The sequence below is a fragment of the Psychrobacter sp. ANT_H3 genome, from assembly GCF_027919975.1.
In the GTDB taxonomy this organism is placed as follows: domain Bacteria; phylum Pseudomonadota; class Gammaproteobacteria; order Pseudomonadales; family Moraxellaceae; genus Psychrobacter; species Psychrobacter maritimus.
This window is the reverse complement of the sequence record NZ_JAQISM010000001.1, coordinates 19,113-45,083: the sequence shown is the minus strand read 5'-3', so window position 1 is coordinate 45,083 and position 25,971 is coordinate 19,113. Positions and strand designations below refer to the sequence as shown.

The window sequence follows — 25,971 nt, the reverse complement described above, 5'->3', positions numbered from 1 at the left end:
TAGAATTATCTTATAATATGGATTTGGTAATCGTAATAGTATTAATTGCTCTAAATAGCACTGTTTTCAAGGGGTGTTTAACAAACGCCTATATACGTGCTTCTAAACCCTTTTCTCATCAGCGTATATTTTTCAAAGAATATACTTTTTAAAGAGATTACATTTAAAGGGCAGTTATCAATGCAGTTGTCAATGTAACGGCACCACGCGCATCACCTCTTCTATGGTCGTCACCCCTTCACTGATACGCTTTGCCCCAGATAAGCGCAGCGGCTGTACGCCTTCACGGTAAGCTTGCTGCTTAAGCGCATCTAAACTGGCATCAGCGGCGACCAGTTTTTTTAACTCATTTGATAACGGCATGATCTCATACAGACCAACGCGACCTTGATAGCCGGTATGGCGACAGTGCTCGCAGCCTTTCGCCTGATAAATCTGTGCTGGTACGGGTGCACGCCAAGGCTGTACCAATTCTTGCCACTGAATAGCAATCTCACTATCTGCCGCAACATCAACGGCTTGCTTACAATGGGGGCATAATGTCCGTAATAGACGCTGTGCCATCACGCCCAATATAGTTGCTGAGGTTAAAAATGGCTGAATACCTAAATCGTGCAGACGGGTAATAGAGCTTGGGGCATCGTTGGTATGTAGCGTTGAGAGCACCAAGTGCCCTGTCAAAGACGCTTGTACTGCCATATTGGCGGTCTCAGCATCACGAATCTCACCAACCATAATAATGTCTGGGTCTTGACGCATCAAAGAGCGAATACCATCAGCGAAATGTAAATCAACCCCTGGATTGACCTGCATTTGATTAAAGGCGGGCTCAATCATCTCAATTGGATCTTCGATAGTACAGACATTAACTTGCTCAGTGGCGAGCTGCTTCAACGTACTATATAAAGTGGTCGTTTTACCTGAACCGGTCGGACCGGTAACCAATATAATGCCATTTGGATGCGCGGTCAGCTCATGCCACGTCTCAAGCTGCTTACCCGACAGGCCAAGCTGGGCAAATGAGCGTACCAGCACTTCTGGGTCAAATACCCGCATGACAAGCTTTTCACCAAAAGCAGTCGGCATGGTAGAGAGACGCAGCTCAGTCTCTAAGCCTTTTGGCGTACGGGTTTTTAGGCGTCCATCTTGCGGCTTACGTTTTTCTGCGACATTGAGCCGTCCCAAGATTTTGATACGTGCGGTCACCGCCACTATAATGGCGAGTGGCATCTCATACACGCTATGTAGCACCCCATCAATACGAAAGCGCACCTTGCCTGTCTCGCGGCGTGGTTCTAGATGAATATCACTCGCTCGCTGCTCAAAAGCATATTGCAATAGCCAATCGACCACTTTGACAATATGTTGGTCATTGGCATCTGGATTGGTGTTATCGCCCAGCTGCAATAAAGCTTCGACATTGGTGACGTCCGCCGCTGCACGCTTATGTAGGGAGTTCGCGCCTGCAATCGCTTGCGTGACTTGATAAAACTCTTGCCGATAGCGATTGATTTGTTCAGGATTAATAAAGACTGTACGATAGCTTTTTGACTTAATAAGCTTTTCAATATTGCTATGCCAATCGGTATAAAATGGTTGATCAGTACCGATAACCACTTCATCAAGTGTCACTTCAATCGGTAAAATATGCTGCGAGCGCGCATACTCAAACGACATCAGCTGCGTCACCGCCGGTACATCGACCTTTAACGGGTCAATACGCACCAGCGGCATATCTGCTTTGGCAGCCAACCATTGATTAAGCCATGCCAGCGTTAATTTATTCTCAGAATTACTATCAAGCGCGTGACCATTTGGCAGCCCAAACTCACTAATCGTTAAGAGCGGATGCTGCGCCTTATTACGGCGACTGGTAATAACGAGATTATAGCCGCGCTGATCAATCACCCTATCTGCCAACAATTCATCTAGGCACCAACGTAAATCAATCACTATCGAATATTTTTGAGCAGGCATAGTTTTATTCTTCTATAGTTGCATTTTTCTATGGTTTAGGTCATTTGGTCGGCGGTGATGTTTACTATAACTCTGATATTTACTTTAATTATACTGCGACAATATTCTTTATCTGTAATTCACCCGATTCCAGCAATTGAAAGCTGATATCGACAGATTTATAACGCATGACAAATGACGTATTTATCTCTTTACGCCGATAAGCAGGGCGTGGGTCTTGTGCTATTAACGCTTTGATAGTATCAAAATCAGACCTTAATAACTGCTGTTGGATTTTATCAATGACTGCTTTGACTGATGATTGCTTATTTTGAGCATTTTCTGCTGCTATATTATCTGCACTTTGATTGGCAATAATTTGCCCAAACTGCCCATAGGCAAACTCAGTAATCGTCACATCCAATAAGTGGGGCGCAGAGGGCGCAAAACCGCTTTGGGCATCAGGCAATGCATCACTATAAGCCACATAAGGCTTGATATCGATGATGGGCGTGCCATCTATCATATCAGCACCGCTAATAATAAGTAACACCCGACCTTCTACAATCTCAATGCGTTCAAGCTTGACCACAGATAACCCAAGCGCGGAAGGTCGATACATACTGCGACTGGCAAATACGCCTATTTTTTGATTGCCACCCAAGCGCGGCGGGCGAACTTGCGGGCGAAAAGCGCTCTCGACCTTTTCTTGCGGATTATGATTATCTAAACCGGTCTGCTTGTCTTTATGCAACTTGTCTTTATATAAATAGTTATGATGAAACTGCCAACTTACCCATATATGGCTAAAATCCTCCAGCCCGATAAATGCCGCTGGCGTATCATAAGGCGCGAGCATTTCAATCACGCTGGTGAGTGCCACCAGATTTGGCTGCCTTGGTGCACCGAACTTTTGCGACAGCGGTGCACGGTGGTAGCCAATAATAGGTGAGATATGATGGCTTAAAGGTGCCGTAGTCTGACAAGTCATAAATCCAATCCCAAAAAAATAAATGGCTGATAATAAATGGCACGCGCCAATCATAGAAAATTATTCGCTAACGATATTCCATTTTATCATGCTACAGACAGGCAGCCAGACGGATTTTTACTTTAAAGTTTGTTATGATGAGCGAGAAATTTATTGAGAATGGCTTGCATTCATATAGCAGGATTCACAAACCTGTATTCATAGACCTGCATTCATAAAGTACGGCGTCAGCATTTACGGTTATAGGCAGGGCTGTCATTTAGTAAAACCTGACGTCTTATAAAACCTGATAATAATGTTAAAATAACGGTTTTTTGCAGCTTGCATTTGCTAGTCTGACTAAATAAACGCTTTATTTTATAAATACTTTGCATAACGTTAAATCCATTAATATTTTTATCCCAAAAATATTTTAATTGGCGACTACACATTACCACTTACTAACGAGGGCTTTATGTCAAAACTCCGCACCGAAACGGTCACAGAGGTTCATCACTGGAACGATGCACTATTTAGCATCAAAACCACCCGCGACGACGGTTTACGTTTTCGTAATGGCGAGTTTGCGATGATTGGTATCGTTGTCGATGGTAGACCGCTACTGCGCGCTTACTCGATTGCCAGCCCTAACTACGAAGAGCATTTGGAATTTTTCTCTATTAAAGTACAAGACGGTCCATTAACCTCGCGTCTGCAGCATATCAAAGTTGGCGATGAGCTATTGGTCAGTAAAAAGCCAACAGGCACTTTGGTACTGGACGATTTATTACCGGGTAAGCATTTATATATGCTGTCAACAGGTACAGGGCTGGCGCCATTTTTAGCCTTAGCGCGTGACCCTGAAGTTTATGAGCGTTTTGAAAAAATCATTTTGGTACACGGTGTGCGTCAGGTCAAAGACTTAGCTTATCGTGAAATGTTCGAAGAAGAGCTGCCAAATGATGAAATCTTTGGTGAAGATTTCCGTAAAAAATTCATTTATTACCCTACCGTCACCCGCGAAGAGTTTAGAAATACTGGCCGTATCACTGACCTGATGAAATCGGGCAAATTCTTTGAAGATATTGGTCTGCCTCCGATGAATAAAGAGGATGACCGTGTCATGATTTGCGGTAGTATGCCGTTTAACGCTGAAGTGTCATCGATTTTAGATGATTTTGGCCTGACCGTCTCTCCACGCATGGGTGTACAGGCAGATTATGTGGTTGAACGTGCCTTCGTTGGTTAAAAATGAATTTTTATCGTAAATATGATAAATAATTCTTGACGGCTAAAAATAGCCTGCTATAATACGCAGCCTATACAGAGTTAACCCTGTAGCCCAATTCGATAATGTTTTGCAATATAAACTTTATCACCTAACACGCCGGTGTGATGGAATTGGTAGACATGACGGATTCAAAATCCGTTGCCTTTAAAAGCGTGTCGGTTCAAGTCCGACCACCGGTACCAATACCTAGTTCTATACTATCTTATAGAGCCGCCAAAGCCCCTGATATCAGGGGCTTTGTTGTATCTGGCGTTCTATACTGTCTTATTAATCTGTCCTAATCCATGCACTTTGAGTACACTGTCATGTACACTGGTTTTTAAATGTACATTGGGTTGGCAGTTATGGAAGCACGTAAGCCTATCAGCAGCAAGTGCAAAGGTTAATAACAGCATCTCTAGAATAATAAAATAAGTCCCCTTCCTACTAGAACCGTCATGTCAGGAATGGTTTGACAACTAGTAGCTAAATTACCTACGGGTATCAAAGGCTATTAGAATCGTTATCACTTTAACGAATATTAGAAATCCGAGAGCTTTAGGCCTCTGGCAGTACTATACCGAAAGATGTCGGCGGTTTCTCAAATAGACTTAAGAACCTCACTAAATCTATCTTGCTCCCATCAATAGTCAACTCATCAGACAATAGTATTTTTTTAACCCCTGCTTCACCGATTAACATATCAATAAACAAAGGATGAGTAAGACTGAGCGTAGCATTGACTTCATGTTGTAATGGAATCTTGTTATCTAATAACCGATGATGTAGAACGGCATTCTCTACCCATAATAAATAGCTTTCATTCAAATCAGTAAAATTGATCTTGATACGCCAGTCTTTATCAGTAGCGTCCTCAGATTTTAGGCGAACTGCTAGGGTATCAAAGAAATTCGATACGGGTGTTTGCAAGAAAACACCTTCCATAGAAGCCATGTCAATACCTGTATTAGGAGTGCCTTGACGAAGCTCTAGCGCTGCTGTCAAATAAACATCGCGCCAAGGTCCCGACTCTGCTTGATAGCCAAGCTGATCGTAACTGCTAGCTAGTAGTTTTCGGGCAGCCGTATTATTGGGTTCAGCAAATACCAGATGGTTCAATAATTCAGCACTCCATCGATAATCTCCTTTATCAAATGCAGTCTGTGATTGTGCTAGCATCTTTTCACTACCAATCATCGCTACATAAGCACTCGCTCGCTGCGAGTCAGGCAACGGATCTAAATGCGCAGGATTGGCATCATACCAGCCAAGATAGTTCTGATAGACAGCGCGTGCATTATGTTTGACCGTGCCATAATATTCACGATTAGAGAAAACTTTGGCTAAACTCGGCGGTAACTTTATATCTTCTGCAATCTCACCAGGCGTCATACCCTTATTCATTCGACGTACGCTTTGGTCATGAATGAATTTATACGTATCACGCTGCTGGGTCAAAAAGGTTTGGATTTTTTCTTGACCCCACATAGGCCAATGATGACTAGCAAAGTAAATATCAGCGTCGGCAAATAAGTTACGCGCCTCTTCAATGTAACTGCTCCATTTCATCGCATCACGAACTTTCGCACCTCGTAAAGTATAGAGGTTATGCATATTGCGTGAGACTAGCTCAGCTCCGCCAAAAGCCTTGTATTTAGGCAGATAAAAAGTCAGCTCCGCTGGTGCTTCTGATTCTGGGGTATATTGAAAATTAAAATCTACCCCATCTACTTTTAGGTTCGTAGGTGTAGCATTAACGAGTTGGGTAGGCTTAGTAATACTAAATTGACCAAAGGCTGGACCTTTACCTAAACCTGTATCGACATGACCGTACTCATCACGTGCTAAATCTTTACCGTACATATAAACGGCACGACGACTCATCGCGGTACCCGCAAGAATATTTTCACTGGTCGCTTCTTCCATAAATCCACCAGGAGCAATCACTGGAATGTTCTGTTTGGCAATCTCTTCTTGACTGATAATACCTAATATCCCACCGAAGTGGTCAATATGACTATGAGTAAAAATAATAGCGCTAATGTTAGTCGTATTTGGATAACGCTTAGCCAGATGCTTCATGGCAAAATCAAAAGCGTACTTTGCCGTTTCTTTTGAAGTCATCGTATCGACTACAATCCAGCCACTATCTCCTTTGATAAGGGTCATGTTAGACAAATCGAAACCACGCAACTGGTAAATACCGGGAGTCACTTCGAACAATCCCTGAATATTGTTAAGCTTAGCCTGTCGCCATAGACTAGGATTAACGGTGTCTGGAGCATCGCCTTTAATAAAGTCATAAGCGGCCATATCCCAAACGTTTTTAGTGGCATCAGATGAAGATGCTATTTGCATGCCCTCTATACTAGCAATTAGGCCACGACGCGCATCTTCGAAGTCCTGCTGATCCGCTATATTGAGCTCATTAGCGACTTGACGGTTTGCTTCTATTGTACTGGCTGTTGCAGCACGTTCGCCGTCATTAACGGCTATTTTAGTTGTTGATAAGTCATTACAGGCTACTAGCAGCATACTACTACAAAGTAGTAGCAGTCGACTTGATCTCAAAACATTAGGACGAATCCCATTTAAGGAGATGGGGTTTACCATTACAAATTCCTTTTTTTTAGTAAACTTCATTAGTTTAAATTTTAATGACACAATGGTTCAAAGTTTGGACAATATTTTCTCTATTAGGGCGTGTCCTCATTTTAAAAATGGTGATAAAAATGAGATAAATTGACGCCAAACAAGGAAAATAGTGCAGTTAATATCGGGATATTACCCAGCTATTTGACGAAGTTTGGCAAAATTTAGCCATTTTTAGCCCATTTAGATGTCCATAGATTGAATTGAGGACACGCCCTAGTTAAGCGCATAGATAAACGAGAATGAATATGGAAGACAAAAAATTTAGTGTGCATAAAAGCATGGTGCTTTCTAATCGAAAGGCGCTAGCTTTATACTTATTTAAGATTAATCGTGCTGATGACATTCCTAAAATCATGGCATTATCAGTAGATTTAGATACTTTTATAGGTGATCGTGTTCCCTTGGAGATTGTCACCCGTGAAATTGATTTAGCCGTACAGCTCCTTCAAGAAGAGTACATAGGGCTAAAAATAATGGAACTCACTGATGTAAAAGCACTACCTTTATATAAAGGTATAAAACTTTGCATTAATCCTTTACTAAAAGCTGAAATAGAGATTCCATTTATTGTGCTTTGCCGTTTGGTTAGCCGTTACTTCAAAATTATCACCGAGTCCATACAAGTTACTTTAGTGATAGAGAAAAGCTTATTACGGTTAGACTTTAATCCAAGTATGCCAAAGCTAGCTAATAACCATCAAATTGATGGTGTCATACTCGCTGTACATAAAATATTAGCCGAATTCAGTGCTCTACAGCCTGTAAGACTTACTATCGCGCATCGGAACTCAACACACGGCAGTGAGCTCTATAAAAAACTTTTATGCATCCCAGCTGAGCTTGCTAGCAAAAAAAATAGTTTATATTATCCATTAATAAAAAATTATAGCTCTCAATCAAATTTGAACTTATCGGCAGGTGCTGACATATCAATTGAAAGTAGCTTTTTCATTGGGCCGTTGCACTATATGCTTGATAAAGAGTTTCCTGATTTGAGCTACGCTGAGCGCTGCCAACATATCTTGATGACTATCATAGGACTTAGTGAAGCAACCCGTGAGACTGTAGCGCAAGTCCTAAATATCAGCGTCAGTAGCTTGCAAAGACGGTTACGTGAAGAGGAAACCTCGTTTCAAAAAGTACTACTACATACGAAAAAGGTGATGGCTGATAAATTCTTGGTGGAGCAGAACCTCTCAGCTACTGACGTGGCTTTTCTATTGGGGTATCAGTCTCATAGTCAGTTCTTCCAAGCTTTTAAACGCTGGTATTCAATGACTCCGATGGCTTATCAAAAGCTGCATCGGAGTCATAGTAGATCAGATTATTGAGCTGTAGCTACCTATTGAGGTAAAGACTTATAAGCATCACAACCTAATGCTTCAAACTCGGATTTGGTAAAGTACTCAAGCTTTGGTAAAAACTCTCCTAATACTTCTACTTCGTCTCCCGGTACTGAAGTATTCTGAATAGCATTGTCAAAATCAGCAGCTGGCAGCATATGTCTCATAAGTAATAACCCGTCTGTTTTATTGTCCTGTCTACCAGCAACAATAGAGAAGCCATCGCCTTTATCCGACCAAGGTAGGAAGCCTACGCCACATTCATCAGTAGCATTAACTGGACGATCTGACGGTAAACTGGTAGCAATCGTATAGTAACCATCTGGATTGATAGTGACTTGCTCATCGTATAAGCAGCCCGTTACTTTTTGGGAATAAAATTCATTTTGACACATAGACCAATAGCGTACTTGAGCGTCACTCTCGTCAAATATTTCATCGCCATTAACTGTCGATGGAACCTTTGGAATTTTACCGCGTATGACAGCAATATGTTTAATATCTCTATCTATGTAAGTTCCAACGTATTGATTATCTAAATTGGCATACCAAGGCACTTGTCTGACAGGATTACCGTCACACTGTCCCAAAAACCCACATCTAAGAGTAAACTGGATGTTATAGACCGCACGCCATATTGGATTTAGTGTTGCAGGGTTGTTTTGGCGAAGACTTGCATAAGTTTGATCAGGTAAAATTGGGATTTCTATCAACTCTTGCTTAGACTGAAGAGTGTCACACACTGCTTGACCTGTTAATACTTGACCATTACCTAAGGTCAACTCTGGAGTAGGCAGACCTACACCACCGGTAACATCTTTACCTTTATTAGGAACATAGACTCGATAAAGTAGTAGCGATTCGCCATTATCTTGGACATAGTCATACAAAGTATTATTTAGCGGTATTATCGGAGCCTCGCCACTAGCCAATTCAATTTCATAACCCCGTTTATTACTATTACGCTGAGCACCCTGAAGGAAAGGATTAATAGAACCCATATTTGCAATAATGTCTTTGTCTTTCAATGCAAATGCTGGAGAGGCATCTTGTCTATAGCTATTAAACGACATATATCGGGCAAAAGGATACTCACCTTTTAGCTTTAAGGTTGCGTCTTTAGGTAAGGTATATTTTGCATGCCAGTAGGTAGCACCAGTATCAGGATAAGCGAAGTTTGCATCTGGATTATCGATACTGTAAGGACCTCCCCAAAAACAAGCCTCAATACCCTCGGGGGGATTGGGGTCTGGAATAGTAACAGTGGTTTCATTATCGTCACCACAAGCAGCTAGTAATCCAACACTAACTATTATGGCACTTGTTAAAGTAAGCCTTTTTATATTAAGCATAAGTACTCCTGTTTATCATAGTTACATCCTTGTTTAGCGTTATACCGACTAACTTAATAAATCTAACAGAGTCATTACTTACTCAATAGGTGCATCCGAGTCAGCTATTATGACTACTATGTCATTTCGGGTCATAGTTTAATTACTGTGCATTTATAGTTGAAAAATAGCCTTCTAATTGATAGTTGAGCGGCTGATACCTGTATATTCTATGACTTTTTTGACGCTAAGTAGCTGCGGTATATGATTGCATTGCTCGATTGCTGGCTGTGTTGCGTTTAAAGTTTCCATGATTTGCTCCTTATAAGTGAATGAGAGCGTTTCCTCTCATACAGTTAGGGAGTCCCATATTTTTTTACGGCATCCTATACGCTCCGTCCTTTAGTCTTGTTTGAAGCAATAAAAAAAGGAGCTGAATGATCAGCTCCTTTTTATGTCACCTATCTGTCTTGATAGGTTTAACTTACCGCCGTCACACTTTTGCGCAGGCCTTGCTCGATATTACTGACGCTGTGCGTAGCAATACCATTATTAAAGCTTTGCTGACTGCTACTATCCTCTGTCTCCATGGGATAAAACTCTTCGACCACATCCGTTTGATATTATTATTTTCAAATTAATTGAACCATATACTATTTACTAAAAACCGCTTTTAAGCGATTTGTATTACAATTCTTGGTTCGAATATTAAACACTGGATATATGATTAAAGTTACGATCTATGAGGAAACCATTTTCTGGAGCTTTAATTAAAATGCTAATTCTCGATACTAACTAGACTCTATCGATCAGAAGAAACTTAATACACTAAGTTCTTGAAAACGAGCGGCATAAGAAAAGAGGTGATTACACAAGCGTACTCAGCTCCATCATTCTATTTGCCTCAAATAAACGCCTACTCTCAGGATTCCGTCGAGGTAAACGCGCCATGGCGATGCGCGAGTTCACTATCGGGTAGCACAGGCGCAATCGCATCCCACAGCTCAACCATGTGACCATCCTCAATACGCCACAGCTCGCAGAACGAATGGCGCTCACCGCCGATAGAGCCTTCAGAATGTGTCAATACAAAGTTACCGTCGGCAACAGTACGATGCAATGTATCATAGGTCAGTGCGCCGTCGTCTTGTTTCAGCTTCTCCAAAAACTCAATCATGTTCGTAACACCATCAGCGATATCACCGGAGTGCTGCGTGAATGTGCCATCTGGTCGAGCAAATCCGATCATAGATTGGTAATCTTGCTCATGTAGGAAAGTGTGCCACACCTTCTTCGCAAGTGCACGATTAGCCTCAGTGTCCGCTGACCTATCTACTTCAGTCGGTCCGTCTAATTGTGTGTGTCCAGACTCATTGGGAGGTGTCTCGGTCACAAGCCCATCCCAGTGTTCAACAATCTTGCCGCCTGCTACTCGGTAAATGTCAAAGCCGACGTACAACTCATCCGGATCTAGCCCTGGGTACGAGCCGTGGAAGGCGACTAACCCTTTAGCCTCATCTACTAATACACGTGCCACGTCATGGCGCATATCGGGAGCCCCTGCAACAAGATCTCTTAAACCTTGCAGCCCATTAGCAACGAGCGGTGAATGCTCGATATAATCGGGTGAAAAGTTTCGATCTAGAGTAGTCACATCGTGTTCGGTGAATAATTCTCGGTCAGCAGTAACCACAAGTTCACGAATATCAGTCCTGTCCGTCATGTCGATTTTCTCCTTCTATATAATATTCTATATTACATTTGCAGTTATTCCATCGAACTCATGACATGCTTGAGTCGGGTGTACTCTTCTACACCATACCTAGACAAATCCTTGCCGTAGCCAGAGTTTTTAAAGCCACCGTGGGGCATCTCTGCGACAAGGGGGATATGGCAGTTGATCCAGACACATCCAAAATCTAAGTCTCGCGATACTCGCAACGCTCTAGCATGATCCTTCGTCCATACTGAAGATGCTAGACCGTACTCCACGTCGTTGGACATGCGTACCGCCTCTTCTTCCGTCGAGAACGTCTGCACAGTTATAACGGGTCCAAAAATTTCGTCCTGAATGACCTCGTCGTCCTGACGCAAACCATCGACCACGGTAGGCTCGAAGAAGAAGCCTGACATATCTTTAACCTGCTTACCCCCAGTCATTATCGTAGCATGGTCAGGCAGACGCTCTAGTAAACCCTCAATCCGCTCAAGTTGGCTTGCGTTATTGAGTGGCCCGTACAGAATATCTTCTTTCTCAGGTGTTCCGTAAGTCGTAGCTTCGGCGGCCTTGACTAGCTTAGCGAGGAAGTCATCATGGACGGATTCCTGAACGAGGATTCGGGTAGATGACGTACAGTCCTGACCGGCGTTGAAAAAACCAGTTTCAGCGAGATTCGTAGCGGCTGCGTCAAGGTCAGCATCATCAAAGACTACACACGGAGCCTTACCACCCAACTCCAAATGCACTCTAGTCAGATTCTTCGCTGCAGTTGCAGCGACTGCCATACCCGCTTGTACGGAGCCAGTAATTGCCACCAGCCCAGGTACCTTCGAGCTTGATATTAAAGCACCGGTCTCGCCATCACCTAGTACGACGTTAAACGTACCTTCGGGCAGAAACTCTGCTGCAATCTCCGCCATCAATAGCGTGGAATCGGGCGTAGTATCTGACGGCTTTAGAACAATCGTGTTTCCGGCTGCAAGCGCAGGCCCTATCTTCCACACTGCCATCATAATCGGATAGTTCCATGGGGTAATCTGCCCAACAACGCCGATCGGTTCGCGACGAAGTGCCGAATTGAAGCCTTCCAAGTACTCGCCTGATGGAGCACCATTGAGCATACGCGCAGCACCCGCAAAGAATCTTAATTGGTCAATACCAGTATCTACTTCCTCCGAAGCAACCAAATACTTTGGCTGGCCAGTATTACGCACTTGCGCCTCTACTAGATCATCACGACGTGCCTCTAGAGCATCAGCGATTTTTAGCATTGCTGCTTGCCGGTCTGAAGGAGTCGTACGTCCCCATGTGGCTGTAGCAGCTTCGGCTGCAGCGTATGCTTCCTCGACGTCTTGTTTATTGGAGATTGGAGACTTACCAATACTCTCTCCTGTCGTTGGATCAATTAAATCGAAGTTAACTGAGCTATGTGACTTAACGTATCGGTTGTTGACGAAGTTCTGACGCTGACTCATTATGTACTCCTGATATATATATGATTGATAATATCAAAGCTAGCATGGTTCATATAGAGTTGCAAACAATAGTCAAATACACCCTTAAACCTTTTAAATTCAAATAGTTAAATATTTATTGTCTAAATAAGATAAGTTTAGCGCCCAATCTTATAAAATACTTTACTGCCACAATAAAGAGATACTCTCATCTCTCGTATCTGACTCGAGAAAACCTCGACAATAGATGGGCGCTCAATTACAGACGAAACTTAAAGATAGGTTTAGAGGTTATTTATATTATTTCCATACAGTCAAATCTTGATAAATTGAATATAATATCAATTACTTTTTATTCAATTTAGTTACCATCTCACTCAACTGTAAACAAAATTACCTATACTAGTAATCTATAAGACAGCTTGTGAACTGAAAGCAAACGCAATTTACCTGTAATGTGAGTCTAGCTTAGAAGTGGTTATTTAGAATTGAAATGTGAGATAACTGAGAATAGCAGCGTACCAAAGATACTTATAAGTAATAATAAAGAGCCAAAATAAGCCAGTGGATTTGTAAAGAATACGAGTAAAATTACTAAAAAAACCCCAGTTTCATTTAAAACAAACGAGGTGTAACTAAGACTAAGAGATCATAAAGAATTTAGGATGGTCTCTATAAATCATTCAATGAATTAACCCCCTATACCTGTTCCAACCACTGGTTCAATATACGAAACCCTCGCCAATCTATCGATTACGAGGGTTTTTTATTGCCTGTTATTTAAAATTGGCTGTCCTATCGAAAAAAACCACGCTAATAAACTTAGAGTGGTCGTTTTTTAACAGTAAACGATATATTCAATGCTACTCGGCTTCATCCAACAACTTATTAACTGCTTCTGCCATATCATCATCTATAAGGCTGTCTTCTATATAGTCCACTAGCTCATGAATAGTAGTCAAATCCATTTCTCGAATACCCAAGCTTGCCAGTTGCTCATTAATAGATTCCAAGCTCTCTGTAGCATCAGAGTTATCTAATAACTGCTCATCAAAACTGTCACTGACAAACCAGTACATTTTTTCTAACAAGCTATCTCTTTTGGTCAAGGTAGAATAACTATCGCCATGGATAAACAAATTAAAATGATAAGGCATCTCTATATCATTAATAAAAAAAGTACGCTTACACTCTAGGGTATAGGCTTGTACTTGTTCCTCTTCAGCGCTTTCGCTCTCTACTTCGCTTGCGTCTGCTTCAATCTCTTCTTTTACCAATCCTTCTAATATCTCATAACGCCCAGCTTTGACTTTATGATTATAAATAATACAAGAGTCAGCAATCGCATCGAAAATAATGGCGCTGACATCTAAGGTATGGTTATCAATATCATAAAAAGCTTTTAAAAAAGGCAAGAATTCTGTGAGTTTATCTTCTGGCACTTCGGTCAAAAACTGCTGCTCGTAAATGGTAATCATGTCTTCAGGTGAATAAGTATTGGCGGTATTGGTTTCATTTCTGCCCGTAGGTTGCAAGGGTATCAGGTTATATGGATTATTATGGGTCATGCAGGACTGCCTTTTTATTTAAGTAAAATGTATAAGATTTCTGCGACTACAAAGCGTTAGTAGTGTCTAAATGCACATTTCTTGTTCATTTAGTGATTAGAAATCTATATAACCTATTATCTCTTATTCAGCCACTTTTAGATATATCGTTTAATGGTTCAAATTGCCCAAAAAAAACCACTCTAATCGGGTTAGAGTGGTTTTTTAGACCGCTAATGCTAGCTCAATTTACTTTAAAATAGCCTATCGTTAATTAGCAACTTGTGCTTTTTGGTGCTTACGGACATTGGTGCCATCTTTACGCGTGATGGTTATCCCTGTAAAGCCAAATAATATCGTTAATAGTAGCGATAAATAACAGAAGAAGGCATAAGGCAGATAATCAAGTACGGGAACGCCCAACGCTTGGCTGATAAACACGCCGCACACACTCCAAGGTACCAATGGATTGATCACCGTACCGGCATCTTCAATGGTGCGCGATAGGTTTTTTGGGTGTAAGTTTAAACGCTCGAACGTCGGTCGGAAGGCGGTTCCTGATAATAAGATACTCAAGTACTGCTCACCGATAAGTACGTTGATGCTTAAAGCCGACATGGCAGCAGCAAAAATAGCACGCCCTGCTGTCGTTAAATTGTCTTTAATACCTGATAATAATGCTGGCAAGATACCTAATGCCGTCAGCAAGCCACCAAGACTGAGCGCCAATATCACAATCGCTTGGGTAAAGAACATGCTTTGGACACCGCCGCGCGATAGCATACCGCCTACCTCGCCCAGCTCTAATGACTCAGCAGGAGCATAACCTGCAAACAGATAACCGCCCAACTGACCAAAGCTTGGCGAGCTATGTAAGTAAGTAATAATCAATGCCGCAGCGATGGTACAAATGATGGTATAAATGGCATTAACACGAAATATCGCCAGTCCTACTAGCACGACGAAAGGCAGTACGGCATAACCATGTACCAAGCCACTTTCGATTAACTGTCCTTGCAATACCCTCACTTGACTTAAGTCCGAGCCAGCCGTTTGCCCAGAGAAAAACCAGAACAGTATCACTGTCAGTATCCACGCCGGTACAGTGGTATACATCATATTGCGAATATGCTCAAACAAATCAATACCCACAACCGATGAGGCAATGGTACAAGTATCCGATAACGGCGACATTTTATCACCAAAAAACGCTCCTGATACCACTGCACCAGCGGCAATCGCCACATTGGCATCAAAGGCATTGCTCATACCAATAAAAGCCACGCCAAGTGTGGCGGCAGTGGTCAAACTACTGCCCAAAGCAATACCGATAATAGAGGTCAATACAAAGGCTGAGATATAATAATACTCTGGCGATATCAGCTGAAAACCAAAATACATCAGGGTCGGAATAGCACCAGACATCATCAAGGCGGCGACCATCAAACCAATAAAGAAGAATAAATAAATCGCACCGATACCACGCATAACGCCAGACGCCATTTGCGCTTGCATATCATCGAAGCTTAAACCTTTGAACAGACCGATGGCCAGTAACACACAGATAGCAAGTATCAATGATAAATGCGGCACCCAGCCAAAGCCAATCATGGTAACGCCCATGATGGCGATGACAATGGCAGAAATCATAAACGCCAGTTGCGGTGAAATTTGGGTTAGTATTTTTGGCGGCATCACACATCCTTAGCTTGCCAGTGGATTCTGGCGTTGGGGTTGGCTTTGGGTTGGACAAGTTTAATGAGTTGCAATGATTATTGCTACCCTCATCACTTACCCAGTAGGCTATCGGTCTTCGCGGCCATGACAAAATCATTGCGATGCAGACCTTTAATGCTATGTGACCACCAAGTGACGGTGGCCTTGCCCCACTCTACCAAGATACCCGGATGATGCCCTTCTGCTTCAGAAATCTCAGCAAGCTCGTTGGCAAATGCCATTGCTGTGACAAAGTTTTTGAATTTATACTGGCGCTGTAGTTGCTTGATGCCATCGACTTCAATCAGCGACCACTCAGGAATTTGTGTTAATAGCTCGCGCGCTTCGGTATCGTCAACGGTCGGTGCGCCGATACGGCAGGCTTCACAGCTGGCTTGTGATAATGTAGTCATTATAATTTCCTTTTATGTTAACTATTATTTTTAATAAACGAACGTCCATGTTGACGCTATTACTTCAGTGCTAAACCATTAGTGCTAAACCATATAAATGGTGCAACCTCTTAAATACTACTAAGTATTCTCCTGAATCGTTTAGGAGTTTTTTGCCGCATAAGTGGGTTCAAACAATCCTAGTGACATCGCCTGCTTGACCATGCCCATGATGTCGCTATCGACGATATCAAATAGCGTATTCAAATCATCAATCACATAATAAATCGGCTGAATATGATCAATGCGATAAGGCGTACGTAACACATCAAGCAAATCAAACGCTCTATATTCTGGTTGTTGGTAATGGGTTTGCTCGTATTGAGATTGTGGCTGACATTGGGGCTGGCATTGGGACTGCTGATGTTCTGCTTGCTTATCCGAAGTACCACTCAGCGCATAAAGGGTTTCAGAAGGCGAACTTAAAATACCGCCGCCATAGATACGGCGATTGTCAGGACGGCTACCAACCAAGCCAAACTCGATGGTAAACCAATAAAGTCGTGCTAAAAACCACCTTTCTTCTTTACTGGCATTCAAACCCAGCTTGCCATACGTCTCATTAAAAGCCGCAAACGCAGGATGGGTCAGCAGCGGGCAATGGCCAACGATTTCATGAAAGATATCAGGCTCTTCGATATAGTCCATGTCTTCGAAGCGACGGATAAAGGTCGCCACAGGGAAGGATTTATTTGCCAACAGCTTAAAAAACTTACCAAAGCTGATAAGCGCAGGAACCGCCGCGGTTTGCCAGCCAGTCGTCGCTTGCAGTACCTCATCGATATCATGTAGTTGCGGGATGTACGTCGATGGCAAATTCAGTTTTTTAAGGCCCTCTAGATAGGCTGAGCAGGCACGATTGGGTATTTGCGTGGCTTGACGTTCAAGCAGCGCCTGCCACATGGCATTTTCATCGGTACTATAATGAATATGCCCCTGACTGTCTGGCTGACGCGAGACGTAAGGCTGCTTTATATGAGTTGAATGGTCGTGATGAGATCCATCAGCTGCTCGCGGTGTTAAAACCACACTATTGGCACTGACGGTTTTACTATAAGACGTTGTCTGTGATAGGCGTTCCATGCCTGTATTCCTTTTATTACCGTGGGTTACATTAACTTTGCATCATTAACTTGTCTTAAGCCACCTCAGTTAAACTCAATTAATCTTAGTTAAACTGAACCGATACTTTAAAGTGACTGTCGTAATAATGAGGGTTAATGAAGACAAGACGTTATCCTTTCGTCTTGTCCATTTTCTTATTCTGAGCACTGATCTTATTCTGAGCACTGATATATAAGCATGGATACATAAGCACTTGTATATCAGCGCTAACAGATAAACTTTAGACCAAGTTACGGTGTTGAACTAAGTTACGGCGTTTCGGTCTCTGACTGACCAATCGCGCCGCGACGGACTTGGTCACGCTCGATAGACTCAAACAAGGCTTTAAAGTTACCTTCACCAAAGCCTTCTTCGTAATCGCCTTTACGTTGGATAAATTCAAAGAATACTGGGCTACCCAAGATAGTTTCAGAGAAAATCTGTAGCAGTAGACGTGGTTTGCCACCCTCAGTGGTGCCATCTAGCAAGATACCGCGCATTTGCAGCTCAGAGACATTCTCGCCGTGGTTTGGTAAACGCTCGCTTAGCATGTCATAGTAGGCCGCGTTTGGTGCGGTCATCAATGGAATACCGGCAGCTTTTAGCTTATCGATACTGGCAAATAAATCATCACTGGCTAAGGCAATATGCTGAATACCTTCACCGTTAAAGTGCATCAAATATTCTTCGATTTGGCCGCCGCCTTGCTTAGACTCTTCATTTAACGGGATACGAATTTTCCCATCAGGGGCGGTCATCGCTTTACTGGTCAGGCCGGTGTACTCGCCTTTGATATCGAAATAACGGATTTCACGGAAGTTAAAGATGCGCTCATAGAAGTTTGCCCAATACGCCATACGGCCGCGGTAAACGTTATGCGTTAGATGGTCAATGACTTTAAAGCCATAACCTACAGGGCGTCTATCAACGTTTGGTAAGAATTCAAAATCGACATCATAGATAGACTCGCCATCTTTAAAACGGTCAATCAAATAGATGAGAGAGCCGCCAATGCCTTTGATAGCAGGCAGTCTTAATTCCATCACCCCTGTTGGCACATCTACTGGCTGCGCGCCTTTTTCAATCGCCAGCTCATAGGCTTGTTTAGAATCCTTGACGCGAAAACCCATGCTACAAGCCCCAGCGCCATGCTCTTCAACGAAATAGCTGGCTTGGCTTTTTGGCTCACGATTGATGATAAGGTTGATATCACCTTGACGGTATAACGCCACGTCCTTTGAGCGGTGATTGGCCACATGGGTAAAACCCAGCTGCTCAAATAACTCTGCAACAGCTTGTGGTTGAGGTGAGGCGAATTCAACAAAGTCAAACCCTTGCAATCCCATTGGGTTTTCAAATAAATCGGCCATTGTAATCATCCTTAATTTCAATTGGTGGTATAAAAAACAGTAAAAATATAATGCTAAAAAATAACTTCAATCAATAATTCTTATTGACGATGCATTTATATTAGATTAGCTTGATTTATAAGACTAATCGTATTTTTTGATTTATTTATCAGGTTTTCTTATGAATATCAGTATTCGCCAATTGACCGCTTTTATCAGCGTTGCCGACAATGGCAGTTTTACCCGTGCCAGTGAGCAGATGCATTTGACCCAATCTGCCGTCAGTGGTTTGATTAAAGAGCTAGAATCTAGCCTCGGTATCGTGTTGTTTGATCGCACCACACGCCAGCTTTCTTTGTCCGTTGTCGGGCATCATTTATTGCCCCAAGCGCGGCGTATCTTAAATGAGATGCAGCTGTTTGAAAATGAAGCCAGTAGTTTGACAAGTTTGGCACAAGGTCAGGTTAGGCTTGCGGTGTCGCAATTTGCCGCCTCCTCCATGCCAGCGGTTATTGCCCAGTTTGCTAAAGAATATCCAGATATTAGCGTGTCTTTGCTTGATTGCTCAGCTGAAAATGTTTTAGAACACATTCAAAACATCGAGGTAGATTTGGGCGTCGGGACTGAGCTTGGTTTTATGGAATCTGAGGATGACATCAGCGCCGATTTGTTATATCAGCTGCCGTTTTGTGTGGTGATGCCTGACAGCCATGCGCTGGCACAAAAATCAGAGGTTGTCTGGCAGGACTTGGTAGACATTCCGCTTATTACCTTGCAAGGGCCATTTATTGAGCAGGTGACCGCCGAGCTTGATGAGAGTATTGCCAGCCATATCCAGCAGGCGCGCTATAAAGTTAACTTTATGTCCACCGCCCTTGAGATGACCCGCCAAGGTTTTGGCATTACCTTGTGCTTGCCTTATATGCCGGAGGTGATAGATTGGGTAAGCGCCAATGGCTTACAGATGCGCCCCTTGGCACAACCGGCCAAAATGCGCCGCTTTTTTATTTACCAACGCTCGTCACGGGCATTATCACCCGCCAGTATTGCCTTTAAGCAATTCTTGCAATCTTACTTTGCCAGTCACTTTGATGATTTACAGAGTATTTAAGTGTATTTAAGCCTCCTTTAACCAACTCGTTACTTAAGTTTGGCAAAGGCTTAAATCTGTCCAAAAATTTGCCAATAAACAAAAAAATGCGTTAATTAATCAGTATCGCTGAATCTAACGTTGAGTTAATCGCCAAACTGGTTTATGCTTTTTAACGCCTTAACTCATCTCCCTTGTAAGGAAAAAAAATGTTTGAACGTATCGATTATTATGCCGGTGACCCGATCTTAGGATTGATGGACAAGTTTGCCGCCGACACCAACCCAGATAAAGTCAATTTAGGCGTGGGCGTTTATTATGATGAGGATGGCAAATTGCCCGTCCTTGAGTGTGTCAAAACGGCTGAACAGCGTATTGCCGACCCAATCTCTCCTCGTCCTTATTTGCCAATGGCCGGCTTACCCGGACACCGTAAAGGTTGTCAGGAATTGCTGTTTGGTAAAGACGCGCAAATCTTACAAGACGGTTTGGTTGCGACCATCGCCACTATCGGCGGTTCTGGTGCGTTAAAAGTGGGCGCAGAATTTATCCATGAATGGTTCCCGCAGTCTAAGTGCTACGTCAGCGACCCAACGTGGGGCAACCACATTGCTATCTTTGAAGGCTCTGACGTCGAAGTCGGTAAATATCCGTACTACGACAAAGCGACCAGCAGCATCAAATTTGATGAGATGATTGCTTTTTTTGAGACTTTAAATAAAGATGATGTCATCTTATTGCACCCTTGCTGCCATAACCCAACCGGTATGGACTTGACTCGTGAGCAGTGGGATACTGTCCTAAACGTCATTCAAGCGCGTGAGCTGATTCCATTTATGGACATCGCTTACCAAGGCTTTGGCGAAGACATGGACAGCGATGCTTACGCGATTCGTAAAGCCGTCGATATGGGTCTGCCACTGTTTGTGAGCAACTCATTCTCTAAAAACTTATCGCTATATGGCGAGCGTGTCGGCGGTTTATCGGTCGTTTGCCCAACAGTAGACGAAACTGAGCGCGTTTTTGGTCAACTAAATGCAACCGTACGTCGCATCTACTCAAGCCCACCATCACATGGCGGTCGTGTGGTCGATATCGTCATGAACGACGAAGCGCTACATAAGCAATGGGTTGGCGAAGTTTATGCGATGCGTGACCGTATCAAAGCCATGCGCTTAAAGCTCAAATCAGTATTGGAAGAGAAAATCTCTGATCGTAACTTCGATTACTTAACTGAGCAAAACGGCATGTTTAGCTTTACGGGCCTAACGCCTGAACAGGTTGAACAACTCCAAAGTAAGTTTGGTATCTACATGGTATCGAACTCGCGTATGTGTGTTGCCGGCTTAAACAGCAGTAATATCGATTATGTTGCCAATGCGATGGTCGACGTCTTAAAAGACTAATCATCTAACGCGATTTCATAAAAACCATGTGAATAAAAAGGCTGAGTTATTGCTCAGCCTTTTTTTATGCCTGATATTTTCTTATTCTCTAAAAAACACTGCACAAAAAACCTTGCAATCTGTTTGGCTATAAATTACATTATACGTAAGTAGTTAATTATAACGTAATTCAATATGCGCTTTAGCAAGGAGCTTCCCCATGTCAACGATTGACAAAAACCTCACCTCATTTATCGATATCGCCACTGATTCTGACTTTTCTATTCATAACCTACCTTATGGCATTTTTAGTGAAACCAAATACGCTGCTGGTAATAACAACCGTCGCGCTGGCGTCGCTATCGGTGAGCAGGTATTAGACTTGTCAGTACTCGAAGCAGAAGGTTTATTAAGTTTGGCTGACGGTCCATATTTTGATCAACCAACCCTAAACGCCTTTATTGATTCTGGTCGCGAAAACTGGACCAAGGCGCGCACCACCATTCAAACGCTATTGTCTGCTGATAATGATACCTTGCGCGACAATGCAGACTTGCAGCAAAAAGCCCTGTTTAAGCAAGCAGACGTCACCATGCATCTGCCGGTGCAAGTGCCCGGTTTTACCGACTTTTATTCTTCTAAAGAGCATGCGACCAACGTTGGCACTATGTTCCGTGACCCAAATAACGCCCTACTGCCTAACTGGACTGAAATGCCAGTCGGCTATAACGGACGCGCCAGCACCGTTATCATTAGTGGTACGGATGTGATACGCCCATCGGGTCAGCTAAAACCCAATGCTGATGACCGTCCTATTTTCTCACCTTGTAAGCGTCTAGATTTTGAGCTTGAAACCGCCTTTGTCGTCGGTAAAGGCAATAATATCGGTCAACCGATTGCAGTCGATGAGGCAGCTGACCATATTTTTGGCATGGTATTACTTAATGATTGGTCAGCCCGCGATATCCAAAAATGGGAATACGTGCCTTTAGGTCCTTTTAATGCCAAAACCTTTGCTTCTGAAGTATCGCCATGGATTGTGACTATGGATGCTTTAGCACCCTTTAAAACCTCATGCCCAACGCAAGAGCCAAAACCACTGGCTTATCTCAATGAAAAAGCCTCTGATAGCAGCTTTGATATCACTTTATCAGTCGAGTTATTGCCTGAAAATGCAGACGAAGCAACGGTGGTTTGTGAGACTAATTTTAAATATATGTATTGGTCAATGGCGCAGCAGCTAACCCACCACACCATCACGGGTTGTAAAGTAGAAGTCGGCGATATGATGGGCTCAGGGACGATTTCAGGACCGACGCCAGATTCTTATGGCTCGATGTTAGAGATTGCTTGGAATGCCACCAAACCTGTCACTTTAAAAGGCGGCGAGACACGCAGCTTTATCGAAGATGGCGATACCGTGATTATGAAAGGCTATAGTGAAAAAGACGGCATTCGTGTTGGCTTTGGTGAAGTACGCGGTAAGGTCTTGCCTGCGCTCACATTCGATTTTGACAAATAGTTCTAGTATATAAAGCACTTACAAATAAAACAGGCGTAAAAAAATTACTTAGGCTGTCGGACAACTATCACCATTTAGTTTAATACAGGTTTGACAGCTTATTAAGTAGCACGCTTTATCAAAAGGAGTTTGATATGAGTTTTAAAATTGAAAAAATCCATCATGTAGCCTATCGCTGCAAGGATGCTAAAGAAACCGTTGAATGGTATAAAAAATACCTCAATATGGATTTCATCTTAGCATTTGCTGAGGACCATGTACCTTCGACCAAAGCCTTTGACCCTTATATGCATGTGTTTTTAGATGCCGGTAATGGCAATGTGTTGGCGTTTTTTGAAGTGCCCAATCAACCGGAAATGGGCTTTGACCCCAATACGCCAAACTGGGTGCAACATTTAGCCATGAAAGTAAAAGACCGTGATGCGTTAATGGCCGCAAAAAAGCATTTAGAAGCAAATGGTATTGACGTGGTCGGCGTGACCAATCACGGTATCTTCCATTCTATCTATTTCTTTGATCCTAATGGCCATCGTATGGAGCTCACCTACGATGATATTACCTCAGAAGAAAAGGTCTCGATGATTACGGAAGAGATGAAATATGAGATGTTAGAAGAATGGTCGCGTACCAAGCGTGCACCCGCTCATACTCAGTTTTTACATGCAGAGGAACTGGCGCAAGCACGAGAAGTCGCGCCTGCAGGTGAGTAATAGCGTTAATTTATTGGATGGTTAAATTTTACTTTATTAAGAAGTTAAGTAGCGAGTCTTGGCTACGCTATTTGATAACGCTGCGCGATTGCCAGTATTTGCTCAACCACGTTATATTGCTCACTCATCGGCAACTGCTCGGTGGTACCAATGATAGTAATGGCATATTCTAATGGCAAATTATCAAAAGATGATTGGTTATTAACAGATAACTTGTCATTGGTAGCGGACTGAATAGCAGCAGTGTTGGCGGATTGAGGCACAATCACTGGAATGGTAATGGCATTAATCCCCATCAGCATATCACCGGTCACCGTAGCATAGCCTTGGGTGCGAATCTTGGCTTGCATCTGGTTAAAGTGCTGCCACTTTTCTGCGATGACTGCTTTATCCTCTATACGCCATTCAGCCGTCACCAATGGCTCGATAACGGCATCTGGCTGATAGCTGGCAAATAATTGCCCTGTCGCCGACGTTGTTAGCGGCATACGCGAGCCGATACGAGTGATGATGCTGATAGGGCTATCTGGCTCAACCGATTGAATGATAATCGGACCTTCGCTAAACCATTTGGCAATTTGCACACCGCAGTATAGCGTGTCTTTAATCTCATTGGCGATATGGGTTAGCCGCTCCAAGATATTGTTTTGATTAAACCCAGTCTGCCCCAATGCTGCCAGTGCATTAACGCGCACGCCAAGTCCATAACGACCATCGTTCAGCTGCCGCGCATAATTTTTGCGAATAAGACTGACCAAATAACGATGACACTTAGCCGGATGCATTTGCACATTTTGCGCAATATCCTTTAGCATCATAGGCTCGTTGTGATTGATTAGAACGTCTAATACTGACAATCCAATTTCAAGTGACTGCACACCACCTTGGTTTTTATTGCTAGTAGGGTTGTCTCTCAGATTTTCAGATACGGGCATGTTTTGCTCAATCAGTGGTTTGTTCAATTGATGGTCTACTTTGTTAATGTATTATTTATGGAAATCCCATAACAGTACTATTTATAACATTACGACTTAACATTACTTATTTGGATTATATAACATAAGCATGGTATCAATAATTATAACCACTTATGACACAAACAACCTACCATTATAAAGGGAATTGATAATGATGAAGTTATATAGCTACTTTCGTAGCGGAACATCGCATCGTACTCGTATCGCGATGAATCTTAAAGGTTTAGCGTATGAGTATATCGCGGTTAACTTGGCAAAAGATCAGCAGCTTGAGTCAGCGTTCAAAGCCATTAACCCACAAGGATTGGTGCCTGTATTGCAAGCAGATGATTTGCTGTTGTTTCAAAGCCCGGCTATTTTAGAGTGGTTAGAAGAGGTTTATCCTGAGACGCCGCTATTGCCTAAAGACGCTGCCCCTCGTATGCAGGTACGTGCGCTAAGCGCCATGATTGGCTGTGATATTCATCCTATTAACAATCGCCGTATTTTGCAGTATCTGCGCAATGAGCTATCAGTAGACGAAGATGAAGTCATAAAATGGTGTAATCGCTGGATAAGTGAGGGTTTTGCAGCGTTAGAAAAACGCTTAGCGCAAGATAAAGCTCGTGGGAAATTTTGCTATGGCGACAGCCCTACTTTTGCAGATTGCTATTTGATTCCGCAAGTCTCGTCGGCACGGCGCTTTAAAGTAGACTTAGGTGCTTATCCCAATATCGCCGAGATTGACGCACATTGTCGCACACTAAAAGCCTTTGCTGACGCCGATCCCATGGCTCAACCTGATGCAACCTAATGCACTAAGCGCTTACTGTTGACAAAAAAATAGCCTCTAAATATGAGGCTATTTTATATAGGTGATTTACTACTTACCATGCTACTCAAACGTTCACCTCATACTGCGTGATTGCACTTATCTTGACTGGCACTGCATATGCCCAAGGTGTGCCGCAGCTACAATAAAAGTAGCCATCTTTAAATGATACGATATAGGCGGTAAAATCATTACCATCATGATCCATCATCGCTTGTTCATCACTTTCATCATCAACTGCACACCATATTGGTTTATCACTACGTTTAAGTAATGCGCGGGTCAAATCGCTCCCTGTTAACTCACCATTCATATCCAGCTCCCTAACTGTCCTGTACTATCAGTAAAAACCAGTGTTTTTCTGCTAATACCTTGCATCATTGCTCGTTCCATGAGCATGACATGAGCTATACAAACATCCATTTCTGCTGAAAAATAAAATCATCAAGTCGTACTCATTTAACAGCCACTAACCTCTTTGGATACTTTATTGTAAAACAATAGCAGCAAAACTGTAACATCGAAAGTACTTCTTGCCGATAAACGGTAGGAATATTCGGATAAACGTTAAATGAAGCTGATTAATTTTGCCAAATATCTCATTGATAA

At 42.7% G+C, this 25,971-nt stretch carries 20 protein-coding genes and 1 tRNA gene; 8 read left to right on the top strand and 13 right to left on the bottom strand.

The window, feature by feature from the left end; genetic code table 11:
* Nucleotides 1–189 precede the first annotated feature (189 nt).
* Entirely contained in the window at nucleotides 190–1,977 is a 1,788-nt protein-coding gene (locus tag PG901_RS00180; RefSeq protein ID WP_271133039.1) for a GspE/PulE family protein, read from the bottom strand.
* Between the two features lie 88 nt (nucleotides 1,978–2,065).
* The gene (locus tag PG901_RS00175; protein ID WP_271133038.1) at nucleotides 2,066–2,947 is read right to left on the bottom strand and encodes an SAM-dependent methyltransferase; all 882 of its coding nucleotides are present in this window, start codon (nucleotides 2,945–2,947) and stop codon (nucleotides 2,066–2,068) included.
* Between the two features lie 454 nt (nucleotides 2,948–3,401).
* On the opposite strand from PG901_RS00175, the gene PG901_RS00170 reads away from it, so the two are divergent.
* Both PG901_RS00170 and PG901_RS00165 read left to right on the top strand, forming a co-directional pair.
* Nucleotides 3,402–4,175: a ferredoxin--NADP reductase gene (locus PG901_RS00170; RefSeq protein WP_201564947.1), complete on the top strand. Its 774-nt coding sequence runs from the start codon at nucleotides 3,402–3,404 to the stop codon at nucleotides 4,173–4,175.
* 137 nt (nucleotides 4,176–4,312) lie between these two features.
* Nucleotides 4,313–4,399, top strand: a tRNA-Leu gene (locus PG901_RS00165).
* Between the two features lie 355 nt (nucleotides 4,400–4,754).
* Here the strand turns inward: PG901_RS00165 and PG901_RS00160 are convergent.
* Nucleotides 4,755–6,809, bottom strand: a complete 2,055-nt coding sequence (locus PG901_RS00160) for an alkyl/aryl-sulfatase (RefSeq protein WP_271133037.1) — start codon at nucleotides 6,807–6,809, stop codon at nucleotides 4,755–4,757.
* A 287-nt stretch (nucleotides 6,810–7,096) separates the two neighbouring features.
* Here PG901_RS00160 and PG901_RS00155 point away from each other — a divergent pair, with 287 nt between their 5' ends.
* The gene (locus PG901_RS00155; RefSeq protein WP_271133036.1) at nucleotides 7,097–8,182 is read left to right on the top strand and encodes a helix-turn-helix transcriptional regulator; all 1,086 of its coding nucleotides are present in this window, start codon (nucleotides 7,097–7,099) and stop codon (nucleotides 8,180–8,182) included.
* Nucleotides 8,183–8,193: 11 nt separating this feature from the next.
* Here PG901_RS00155 and PG901_RS00150 read toward each other — a convergent pair whose 3' ends face one another.
* From PG901_RS00150 to hppD, 8 genes are all read right to left on the bottom strand, one after another.
* Nucleotides 8,194–9,546: a hypothetical protein gene (locus PG901_RS00150; protein ID WP_271133035.1), complete on the bottom strand. Its 1,353-nt coding sequence runs from the start codon at nucleotides 9,544–9,546 to the stop codon at nucleotides 8,194–8,196.
* Between the two features lie 901 nt (nucleotides 9,547–10,447).
* Nucleotides 10,448–11,248: a nuclear transport factor 2 family protein gene (locus PG901_RS00145; protein ID WP_271133034.1), complete on the bottom strand. Its 801-nt coding sequence runs from the start codon at nucleotides 11,246–11,248 to the stop codon at nucleotides 10,448–10,450.
* A gap of 44 nt (nucleotides 11,249–11,292) precedes the next feature.
* The gene (locus tag PG901_RS00140) at nucleotides 11,293–12,720 is read right to left on the bottom strand and encodes an aminobutyraldehyde dehydrogenase (protein ID WP_271133033.1); all 1,428 of its coding nucleotides are present in this window, start codon (nucleotides 12,718–12,720) and stop codon (nucleotides 11,293–11,295) included.
* A gap of 842 nt (nucleotides 12,721–13,562) precedes the next feature.
* Nucleotides 13,563–14,267 carry a hypothetical protein gene (locus PG901_RS00135; RefSeq protein WP_271133032.1) on the bottom strand — a complete coding sequence of 235 codons (705 nt, stop codon included), beginning with the start codon at nucleotides 14,265–14,267 and terminating at the stop codon, nucleotides 13,563–13,565.
* A 249-nt stretch (nucleotides 14,268–14,516) separates the two neighbouring features.
* Complete coding sequence (nhaC, locus tag PG901_RS00130) at nucleotides 14,517–15,941, bottom strand: Na+/H+ antiporter NhaC (RefSeq protein WP_201624175.1); 1,425 nt, start codon at nucleotides 15,939–15,941, stop codon at nucleotides 14,517–14,519.
* A 92-nt stretch (nucleotides 15,942–16,033) separates the two neighbouring features.
* Nucleotides 16,034–16,375: a 4a-hydroxytetrahydrobiopterin dehydratase gene (locus PG901_RS00125; RefSeq protein WP_201565875.1), complete on the bottom strand. Its 342-nt coding sequence runs from the start codon at nucleotides 16,373–16,375 to the stop codon at nucleotides 16,034–16,036.
* Between the two features lie 141 nt (nucleotides 16,376–16,516).
* Complete coding sequence (locus PG901_RS00120; RefSeq protein WP_271133031.1) at nucleotides 16,517–17,497, bottom strand: phenylalanine 4-monooxygenase; 981 nt, start codon at nucleotides 17,495–17,497, stop codon at nucleotides 16,517–16,519.
* A gap of 290 nt (nucleotides 17,498–17,787) precedes the next feature.
* Entirely contained in the window at nucleotides 17,788–18,888 is a 1,101-nt protein-coding gene (gene hppD, locus PG901_RS00115) for a 4-hydroxyphenylpyruvate dioxygenase (protein WP_271133030.1), read from the bottom strand.
* Between the two features lie 160 nt (nucleotides 18,889–19,048).
* Between hppD and PG901_RS00110 the strand changes: the two genes are divergently transcribed.
* From PG901_RS00110 to PG901_RS00095, 4 genes are all read left to right on the top strand, one after another.
* Nucleotides 19,049–19,978, top strand: coding sequence for a LysR family transcriptional regulator (locus tag PG901_RS00110; RefSeq protein WP_271133029.1), 930 nt, complete (start codon nucleotides 19,049–19,051; stop codon nucleotides 19,976–19,978).
* 188 nt (nucleotides 19,979–20,166) lie between these two features.
* Complete coding sequence (locus PG901_RS00105; protein WP_271133028.1) at nucleotides 20,167–21,363, top strand: amino acid aminotransferase; 1,197 nt, start codon at nucleotides 20,167–20,169, stop codon at nucleotides 21,361–21,363.
* A 199-nt stretch (nucleotides 21,364–21,562) separates the two neighbouring features.
* Entirely contained in the window at nucleotides 21,563–22,864 is a 1,302-nt protein-coding gene (gene fahA / locus PG901_RS00100; RefSeq protein ID WP_442966830.1) for a fumarylacetoacetase, read from the top strand.
* Between the two features lie 134 nt (nucleotides 22,865–22,998).
* Nucleotides 22,999–23,574, top strand: a complete 576-nt coding sequence (locus PG901_RS00095) for a VOC family protein (protein WP_193007454.1) — start codon at nucleotides 22,999–23,001, stop codon at nucleotides 23,572–23,574.
* Between the two features lie 62 nt (nucleotides 23,575–23,636).
* Here the strand turns inward: PG901_RS00095 and PG901_RS00090 are convergent, their stop codons facing one another.
* Nucleotides 23,637–24,509, bottom strand: coding sequence for an IclR family transcriptional regulator (locus PG901_RS00090; protein ID WP_271133027.1), 873 nt, complete (start codon nucleotides 24,507–24,509; stop codon nucleotides 23,637–23,639).
* 196 nt (nucleotides 24,510–24,705) lie between these two features.
* On the opposite strand from PG901_RS00090, the gene maiA reads away from it, so the two are divergent.
* Nucleotides 24,706–25,344, top strand: coding sequence for a maleylacetoacetate isomerase (gene maiA, locus PG901_RS00085; RefSeq protein ID WP_271133367.1), 639 nt, complete (start codon nucleotides 24,706–24,708; stop codon nucleotides 25,342–25,344).
* Nucleotides 25,345–25,429: 85 nt separating this feature from the next.
* Here maiA and PG901_RS00080 read toward each other — a convergent pair whose 3' ends face one another.
* Nucleotides 25,430–25,675, bottom strand: coding sequence for a hypothetical protein (locus tag PG901_RS00080; RefSeq protein WP_271133026.1), 246 nt, complete (start codon nucleotides 25,673–25,675; stop codon nucleotides 25,430–25,432).
* Between the last annotated feature and the right edge of the window lie 296 nt (nucleotides 25,676–25,971).

Bases quoted from the DNA above. Each gene is read 5' to 3' on its own strand.
- PG901_RS00180 (WP_271133039.1), bottom strand. From the start codon at position 1,977: ATGCCTGCTCAAAAATATTCGATAGTGATTGATTTACGTTGGTGCCTA.
- PG901_RS00175 (WP_271133038.1), bottom strand. From the start codon at position 2,947: ATGACTTGTCAGACTACGGCACCTTTAAGCCATCATATCTCACCTATT.
- PG901_RS00170 (WP_201564947.1), top strand. From the start codon at position 3,402: ATGTCAAAACTCCGCACCGAAACGGTCACAGAGGTTCATCACTGGAAC.
- PG901_RS00160 (WP_271133037.1), bottom strand. From the start codon at position 6,809: ATGGTAAACCCCATCTCCTTAAATGGGATTCGTCCTAATGTTTTGAGA.
- PG901_RS00155 (WP_271133036.1), top strand. From the start codon at position 7,097: ATGGAAGACAAAAAATTTAGTGTGCATAAAAGCATGGTGCTTTCTAAT.
- PG901_RS00150 (WP_271133035.1), bottom strand. From the start codon at position 9,546: ATGCTTAATATAAAAAGGCTTACTTTAACAAGTGCCATAATAGTTAGT.
- PG901_RS00145 (WP_271133034.1), bottom strand. From the start codon at position 11,248: ATGACGGACAGGACTGATATTCGTGAACTTGTGGTTACTGCTGACCGA.
- PG901_RS00140 (WP_271133033.1), bottom strand. From the start codon at position 12,720: ATGAGTCAGCGTCAGAACTTCGTCAACAACCGATACGTTAAGTCACAT.
- PG901_RS00135 (WP_271133032.1), bottom strand. From the start codon at position 14,267: ATGACCCATAATAATCCATATAACCTGATACCCTTGCAACCTACGGGC.
- nhaC (WP_201624175.1), bottom strand. From the start codon at position 15,941: ATGCCGCCAAAAATACTAACCCAAATTTCACCGCAACTGGCGTTTATG.
- PG901_RS00125 (WP_201565875.1), bottom strand. From the start codon at position 16,375: ATGACTACATTATCACAAGCCAGCTGTGAAGCCTGCCGTATCGGCGCA.
- PG901_RS00120 (WP_271133031.1), bottom strand. From the start codon at position 17,497: ATGGAACGCCTATCACAGACAACGTCTTATAGTAAAACCGTCAGTGCC.
- hppD (WP_271133030.1), bottom strand. From the start codon at position 18,888: ATGGCCGATTTATTTGAAAACCCAATGGGATTGCAAGGGTTTGACTTT.
- PG901_RS00110 (WP_271133029.1), top strand. From the start codon at position 19,049: ATGAATATCAGTATTCGCCAATTGACCGCTTTTATCAGCGTTGCCGAC.
- PG901_RS00105 (WP_271133028.1), top strand. From the start codon at position 20,167: ATGTTTGAACGTATCGATTATTATGCCGGTGACCCGATCTTAGGATTG.
- fahA (WP_442966830.1), top strand. From the start codon at position 21,563: ATGTCAACGATTGACAAAAACCTCACCTCATTTATCGATATCGCCACT.
- PG901_RS00095 (WP_193007454.1), top strand. From the start codon at position 22,999: ATGAGTTTTAAAATTGAAAAAATCCATCATGTAGCCTATCGCTGCAAG.
- PG901_RS00090 (WP_271133027.1), bottom strand. From the start codon at position 24,509: ATGCCCGTATCTGAAAATCTGAGAGACAACCCTACTAGCAATAAAAAC.
- maiA (WP_271133367.1), top strand. From the start codon at position 24,706: ATGAAGTTATATAGCTACTTTCGTAGCGGAACATCGCATCGTACTCGT.
- PG901_RS00080 (WP_271133026.1), bottom strand. From the start codon at position 25,675: ATGAATGGTGAGTTAACAGGGAGCGATTTGACCCGCGCATTACTTAAA.